The following is a 6,396-nucleotide window of genomic DNA, read 5'->3' on the forward strand; positions in this document are numbered from 1 at the left end:
CGCGCCGCCCACGAAGAAATCGTTGCCGTTGTTGCCGGTGAGGATGTCGTTGCCTGCGCCGCCGACGATGGTGTCGTCGCCGTGGCCGCCGGTGAGGATGTCGTTGCCCGCGCCGCCGATGATGGAGAACGCGCCGTCGACGGCGGCCGAGCCGTCGAAGACCATGCTGTGGTCCGCCGTCAGCGCGTGGCCGTCAACCGTCAGCACGCCGCCGATGTCGCCCCAATCCGTGGAGCCGAAGGTGGCGGGGCCCGGGAAGACGATGTTCGTGGCGGCATCGCCCAGGATGATCTCCTCCACGCCCTTGACGGTGTCCAGGTCGTGGGTGTCGTGCCCGTTGTCGGTGAAGTACAGGACATCGTGCCCGGAGCCGGCGTTGATGCTGTCCTGCCCGTCGGCGTCGTTCAGCGCCGTGCCCATGAAGATGGCGTCGCTGCCTGCGCCCGTGGTCACCGTGTCCGCGCCGGTGCCCGCGTCCACCAGCACGGCCTGCGGCCCGCCGACGATGTTGTCGTTGCCCGCGCCGCCGTAAAGGGAGTCCGGCCCGCCGCCGCCGACTATGGTGTCGTTGCCGTCGCCGCCCTGGAGGTTGTTGGCGCTGCTGTTGCCGATGATTTCGTCATCGTAGCCGCTGCCCACAACGTTGACGATGCTTGAGGCGATGCTGGCCGACTGGTGGCTGACAAGATCGAAGGTGTAGTGGCTGTTCAGGTCCACTTCCATGGCGTGCTGGCTGCCGGAGAGGTCCAGGGTGGTGGTGGTCGTCGTCTGGCCGGTGTTGCCGGGGTCGTTGTTCTGGTTGTCATGGGTGGTGTCTATGACAGTCGTGCTTCCGGCCTGATCGGAGATGATGACTCCGCCGGTGGCGCCCTGGCTGCCGCCGCCGGGTTGGGTGACGGTGATGACCGTGGTGGTCTGACCGGACGAGTTGGTTGTGGTGGTGAAGGTAATGACGGAGCCGGGGCTCAGCGTCAGGGAGTTGCCCTGGTTGCCGGGATCAAGCGCGGCCTTCGCCGCCGCATCGGCCGCGGCTTTTGCCGCTTCGGCCATGGCCATGGCCTGCTGGGCCGCGAAGGCCTCGGCCTGGGCCTTTGCCGCCAGGTCCGCCGCGGCCTTGGCATCAAGGGCGGCCTTTGCCGCCGCATCGGCCGCGGCCTTTGCCGCCGCGTCCGCCGCGGCCTTGGCCGCTGGATCGCCGGAAGCCGCCGCCTCTGCCGCGGCCTTTGCCGCCGCCTCCGCCGCGGCCTTTGCCGCCGCCGCGTCCGCCGCCTTGGCCTGGGCCTCGGCCGTGGCCTTGGTGGCGGCGTCCTGCGCGCCCTGCACCTTGGGATCCTTGGTCTGCTGGCCCTGGGGCGAAATGGTGTCCCTGGTCACGCCCTGCTGCACGCCGGTGGTGGTCAGGGCCTGGAAGTACTTGAATTCCTGCGGGGTCATGACCATGACCGGGCCCGCGCCGAACTTGCCCACCTCGACCTTCACGCCCGCCTGGGACAGCACCTGGAAAGCCCCGCCGCCCAGTGGCTGCACGATGACGGGCTTGCCGTCGAAGACCATGACCAGATGGCTTTCGCTGGCGTTGGGCTGGCCCGGCTCGGGCACGGTGTGCGCCGTTTCCGTGCCGCGGATGCCGATGGTGGCCAGCGGGCTTTGCATCTTGAAGGATTCGGGGTTCTGCTTGACGATTTCGCCGGTGACGGCGCGGAAGGTGCCCTGGGCCATCTTGAACAGCGCCTGGCCGGAGCCCTTGGAGGAGTCGTATACGTACTGGTCGAGGCTGACCTTGGAGCCTTCGCCCACGTTCAGGACGGTCTTGTCGAGGAACTGGATGGACCCGGCCGAGCCCTTGGCCGTGGCCAGGGTGTCGCCCTTGAACACCGGGCTGCCGATGGAGAGGGTGCGGGAGCCCTCCGGCCCGACGGCCGTGACCTGTCCCTGGATAGCTTTTGCCGAGCCGATTTCCTGCGCCATGGGGAACTCTCCTCTCTCGAATGCGGGAGGCGGGCGCGGGCGGGCCGAGAAGATGTCGGAGCACGGACGCGCCTATCCTGATACTACGCTCTATGCGTGTACGTATCAGGACGGCAAGGCTCCGTCAATGCGGCATAGGGAAAGCTGCTTCCTGGTGGGCTAGTCTTTCTTCTTGGATTTTTTGACTTTCTTTTCAGCCTTGGCCTGCTGCTTGGGCGCGGCCTTGGCCTCTTTCTTGACCTTGGCCTTCTTGCCCTTCTCCGCCTTGGCCGGGGCCTTGTCCTGGGCGGTCTCCTTGGCCTTTTTGCCGCGCTTGCCCTTTACGGTGTCCGCCTCCGCCGCTTTGCGCTTGGGCGGCAGGGACTGGTACAGCGGGGCCTTGCCCACGCCCAGGAAGCCGGGGTGCACGCCAAGCTCGCCGGCGGCCTGGCCCCAGGACTTGCCGTCCTTGCGCAGGCTTTCCACCTGGGCCGGGGTGACGCCCGCCACATGGGCCAGGGCCTCGGTGCGGGTGCGCTCCAGCCGGTCGTCCGAGGCGTTCAGCGCGTCCTCGGCCTGCTTGGCGGCCTCGCGTCCATGCTTGCGGGCCTTCCAGGCCTCGTCGCGCAGGCGGTTGTTTTCCTCAAGCACGGTGTCCATGCGCTTCAGCACGGCGTCGTCGTTAATGGCCAGGGCCTGGCCGGGCCACGCGAACAGGCCCAGCAAGAGGGCCGTCGCGCAGGCGCCGCGGGCCGCGGCGTGTGAAAGGCGTTTCAGGGGGCTGGTTTTCGTCTGGGCTGCGGTGAGCCGGGGAAGTGCCGTCATGGATTCTCTCCGCTTGTAACGCCGGGCGCGCCGACGTGGATTGGTTTAGGGACGGTCCGGGCCCTGGGGCTGCCTGCTCGCTGCGGAAACCAGGGCCAGGGCCAGGGCTGCGGCCGTGGCGGGCACGTGCAGCACGGGCGAGAAGGCCGCGCCGAAAATGAGCGCGGTCACAAGCCCCAGGCCGAAGCGGCCGCGCCCGCGCAGGGCGCAGAAGCCCGCAGCGGCCAGCACGGCCAGCGGGCCGCCCGCTCCCCAGCCCGCCAGCAGGCGCAGGGCGGAGGAGGGGATGTCGAAGGCGTACACGGGCAGCCCCTGGGACTCGTCGTCCCAGAGCAGGCCTTGAAATTCGGGCATGGCCAGGGCCACGGGCTGGTCCAGGGGCAGGCCGGTGAAAAAGCCCCAGGGCTCCTGCGACAGGGCCTCGAAGGTGGCGGCCTGGTGCCAGGCCAAGCCCAGTTCGTCGCCGCCGCCCAGGTGCGGCAGGGGCAGCATCAGCGACATCCACGCGGCCAGGGCGCAGGCCAAAGCCATGGCCAGCCGCAGGCGGAAGGGCCCGCGCTCCAGAAACACAAGCATGAGCGCGGCGGCAGCCAGGCCGGGACGCGAGAACCCGGCCAGAAGTCCGGCCAGGATGAGCCAGCGCGCCAGACGCGGCTGGCCCGGAACCGGCCCGTCCTCCAGTGTGGCGGCCAGACCCAGGCAGAGCAGAAAGGCCAGGATGTCCGCCGTGCCCGCCGCCTCGCCGAAAAGATAGCCCCCGCCCAGCACCAGGCTGCGGGCCATGATGGCGGTGAGCAGAAAATCGAGCACCACCAGCGCGCCCAGGGCCGCGCCAGCGTTCGCCAGGGTGCCGCGTTCCGGCGCGCCGAAGCTCCAGGCCCACAGCCCGGCGAAGACGGCCAGGGCGGGCAGGCGCAGTTCGCTCATCAGGGGAGCCAGGTGTTCGGCCTCGGCCAGCAGGGGAACCAAAAGCCGCGCCAGCAGCCAGCCCGAAAGGGCCAGCACGATCCCGACGGCCGCCAGGGGCCAGCGGGGCTGGTCGCGGTCCGCGCGGGCGCTGGCCGCCTGGAACAGGCAGACAACGAGCGCCACGGCCGAAAGCGTGAGCCAGGGCGCGAGCCCGCGCAGGCCATAGGCCGCGAAGACGCCCGGCCGTTCGGCCAGCTTGCCCGCCAGCACGGCGAAGGGCGCGGCCACAAAGGCCGCGAAATAGGGCAGGGGCGCAAGCAGTCGCAGCCGGCGTCCGGTCATGGGCGGCCTGCGCGTCGGCGCGGGTGATGGTTCTGGTGCTGCATGGCCCTGGTGTTCCTCGTGCTCGGGGAGGTGTCCCCGAAAGGGCGCATAGCGCGTTCCTGCGCCGGGGTAAAGGCCGCAGGTCCACCGCCAGCGTCGGCCCGCGTCGCCTGTGCCGGGCTAGAGCTCCACCTGGGTGCCCAGCTCCACCACGCGTCCCGGCGGAATGCCGAAGAATGTCGTGGCGTTCCAGGCATTGCGCGACATGAAGGCAAAGAGGCTCTTGCGCCAGCGCATCATCCTGGAGGTTCCGCCCGTGAGCAGCGTTTCGCGGCCCAGGTAGAAGCTGGTGCTGGCCATGTCCATGTGCAGGCCGTGGGCCCCGGCCAGGCGCAGAATCTCCGGCACGCTGGGCGTCTGCATGAAGCCGTAGCGGGCGATGATGCGGAAGAAGCCGTGGCCCAGGCTGGTCACCTGCAGGCGCTCCTTGCCGGAGACGAAGGGCGTCTCGGCCGAGGAGATGGACAGGAGCAGAACCTGCTCGTGCAGCACCTTGTTGTGCTTGTAGTGGTGCAACAGGGTGATGGGTGTGCCCGTGGCCGAGACGGACATGAACACCCCGGTGCCGGGAATGCGCAAGGGGGGCTTGCCCGCCACCATGCTGTTCAGGAACAGTTCAAGCGGCAGGCCCATGGATTGAAACTGGCGGCCCAGGGCGGCCTTGCCGTCGCGCCAGGTGGCCATGGCGGCCATGATGAGGGCCGCCACGGTGAGGGTGAACCAGCCGCCGTCCAGGATCTTCAACAGGTTCGAGCCCAGGTAGGCCACGTCGAACACCAGGAACAGGGCGATGAGCGGCGCGGTCTTCCACATGGGCCAGCGCCACAGGGTGTGCACGACGAAGAAGAAGATGACCGAGGTGATGGCCATGGTGGCCGTTACCGCGATGCCGTAAGCTCCGGCCAGCCCGCTGGAGCTCTTGAAGGCCAGCACCAGGCCGATGCAGGCCAGCATCATGGCGTTGTTCACGCCGGGCAGGTATATCTGGCCCTTGGTCTCCGCGCTGGTGTTGATGATGCGGATGCGCGGGCAGTAGCCCAACTGCACCGCCTGCTGCGTCAGGGAATACACGCCGGAGATCATGGCCTGCGAGGCGATGACCGTGGCGATGGTCGCCAGGGCCACCATGGGGTAGAGCAGCACCTGCGGCACCAGGCCGAAGAAGGGGTTGAAGGCCATGTCGGGCTTGGCCAGCAGCAACGCGCCCTGGCCGAAATAGTTGAGCATGAGCGAGGGCAGGACCACTGTGTACCAGGACATGCGGATGGGCTGCCGGCCGAAGTGGCCCATGTCGGCGTAAAGGGCCTCGCCGCCGGTGATGCACAGGACCACCGAACCGAGCACCACCATGCCGTGCAGATGGTTCTCCACGAAGAAGCGCACGGCGTGGACGGGGTTCACGGCGGCCAGAATTTCCGGCCGCTGGGTGATGGATGCCACGCCCAGGGCGGCGATGACCGCGAACCAGAGGATCATGAGCGGACCGAACACCTTGCCGATGCGCTCGGTGCCGTGCTTCTGCATCATGAACAGCAGCATGAGGATGATGCAGGTGCCGGGCAGGATGAAGGGCTCGGCCGCATCGGTGGCCACGTTCATGCCCTCCATGGCCGAGAGCACGGAGATTGCGGGAGTGATGATTCCGTCGCCGTAGAGCAGGGCCGCGCCGAACATGGCGGAGCTGATGAGCAGGGTGTGCCGTTTTTTGCCCGTGCCCTCCACCGAGGACTTCACCAGGGCCAGGAGCGCGAAGATGCCGCCCTCGCCCTTGTTGTCGGCACGCATGACGAACATGACGTATTTCAGGCTTACCACGATGAACAGCGACCAGAGGATGAGGGAAAGCACGCCCATGATGTTCACGGGCAAAAGCGCCACGGCGTGGGGGCCGTGGAAGCATTCCTTCACAGTATACAGCGGGCTGGTGCCTATGTCGCCGTAGACGACGCCGAGAGCGGCCAGGGCCAGGCCCATGGTGCGCCCCGAAGCGTGGTGCGCTCGCCCTTCCCCGTTATCGCCGTTGCCAACAGCGGGCGACGAGGGCAGGGGTTCGTGCTGCGGTGCGGCCTGTGCGGGCGCGGGGGAATCCGGCCGGTGCGCGGCCTGGGAATCTGGGGACATGAAGAAACCTCCGGTGCGGATGAATGCGGGGGATGGCCCCGTTGTACCGGAGGTCTTCCCCTTCGACGCCTGCGAGGTTAGCTGACGGGCTCGGACCGAAGGTGTCCTACGCCGTTTTAACGGCGATGCGCCCCAGAATTGAGGATGGTTCCCCCGCTCCCTGGGCGTTCGCCCGGAATTTGGCAACACTTCCTTTACCTGGGGTGTAAA

Annotated in this window: 4 protein-coding genes and 1 riboswitch; all 4 genes read right to left on the minus strand. The window is 68.2% G+C overall.

Going from position 1 to position 6,396, the window contains the following annotated elements; all coding sequences use genetic code 11:
• On the minus strand, window positions 1-1,968 hold a 1,968-nt coding region (locus VN419_RS12500; protein ID WP_325647550.1), incomplete at its 3' end, for a FecR domain-containing protein.
• Window positions 1,969-2,127: 159 nt separating this feature from the next.
• On the minus strand, window positions 2,128-2,772 hold the full coding sequence (locus VN419_RS12505; protein WP_325647551.1) for a hypothetical protein: 645 nt from the start codon (window positions 2,770-2,772) through the stop codon (window positions 2,128-2,130).
• A 45-nt stretch (window positions 2,773-2,817) separates the two neighbouring features.
• Entirely contained in the window at window positions 2,818-4,023 is a 1,206-nt protein-coding gene (locus tag VN419_RS12510; RefSeq protein WP_325647552.1) for a hypothetical protein, read from the minus strand.
• A 162-nt stretch (window positions 4,024-4,185) separates the two neighbouring features.
• Window positions 4,186-6,186, minus strand: coding sequence for a KUP/HAK/KT family potassium transporter (locus VN419_RS12515; protein WP_325647553.1), 2,001 nt, complete (start codon window positions 6,184-6,186; stop codon window positions 4,186-4,188).
• Window positions 6,187-6,237: 51 nt separating this feature from the next.
• Window positions 6,238-6,381, minus strand: a riboswitch (cyclic di-AMP (ydaO/yuaA leader).
• Between the last annotated feature and the right edge of the window lie 15 nt (window positions 6,382-6,396).

Origin of the sequence: Humidesulfovibrio sp. (assembly GCF_035560995.1) — a bacterium.
GTDB lineage: Bacteria > Desulfobacterota > Desulfovibrionia > Desulfovibrionales > Desulfovibrionaceae > Humidesulfovibrio.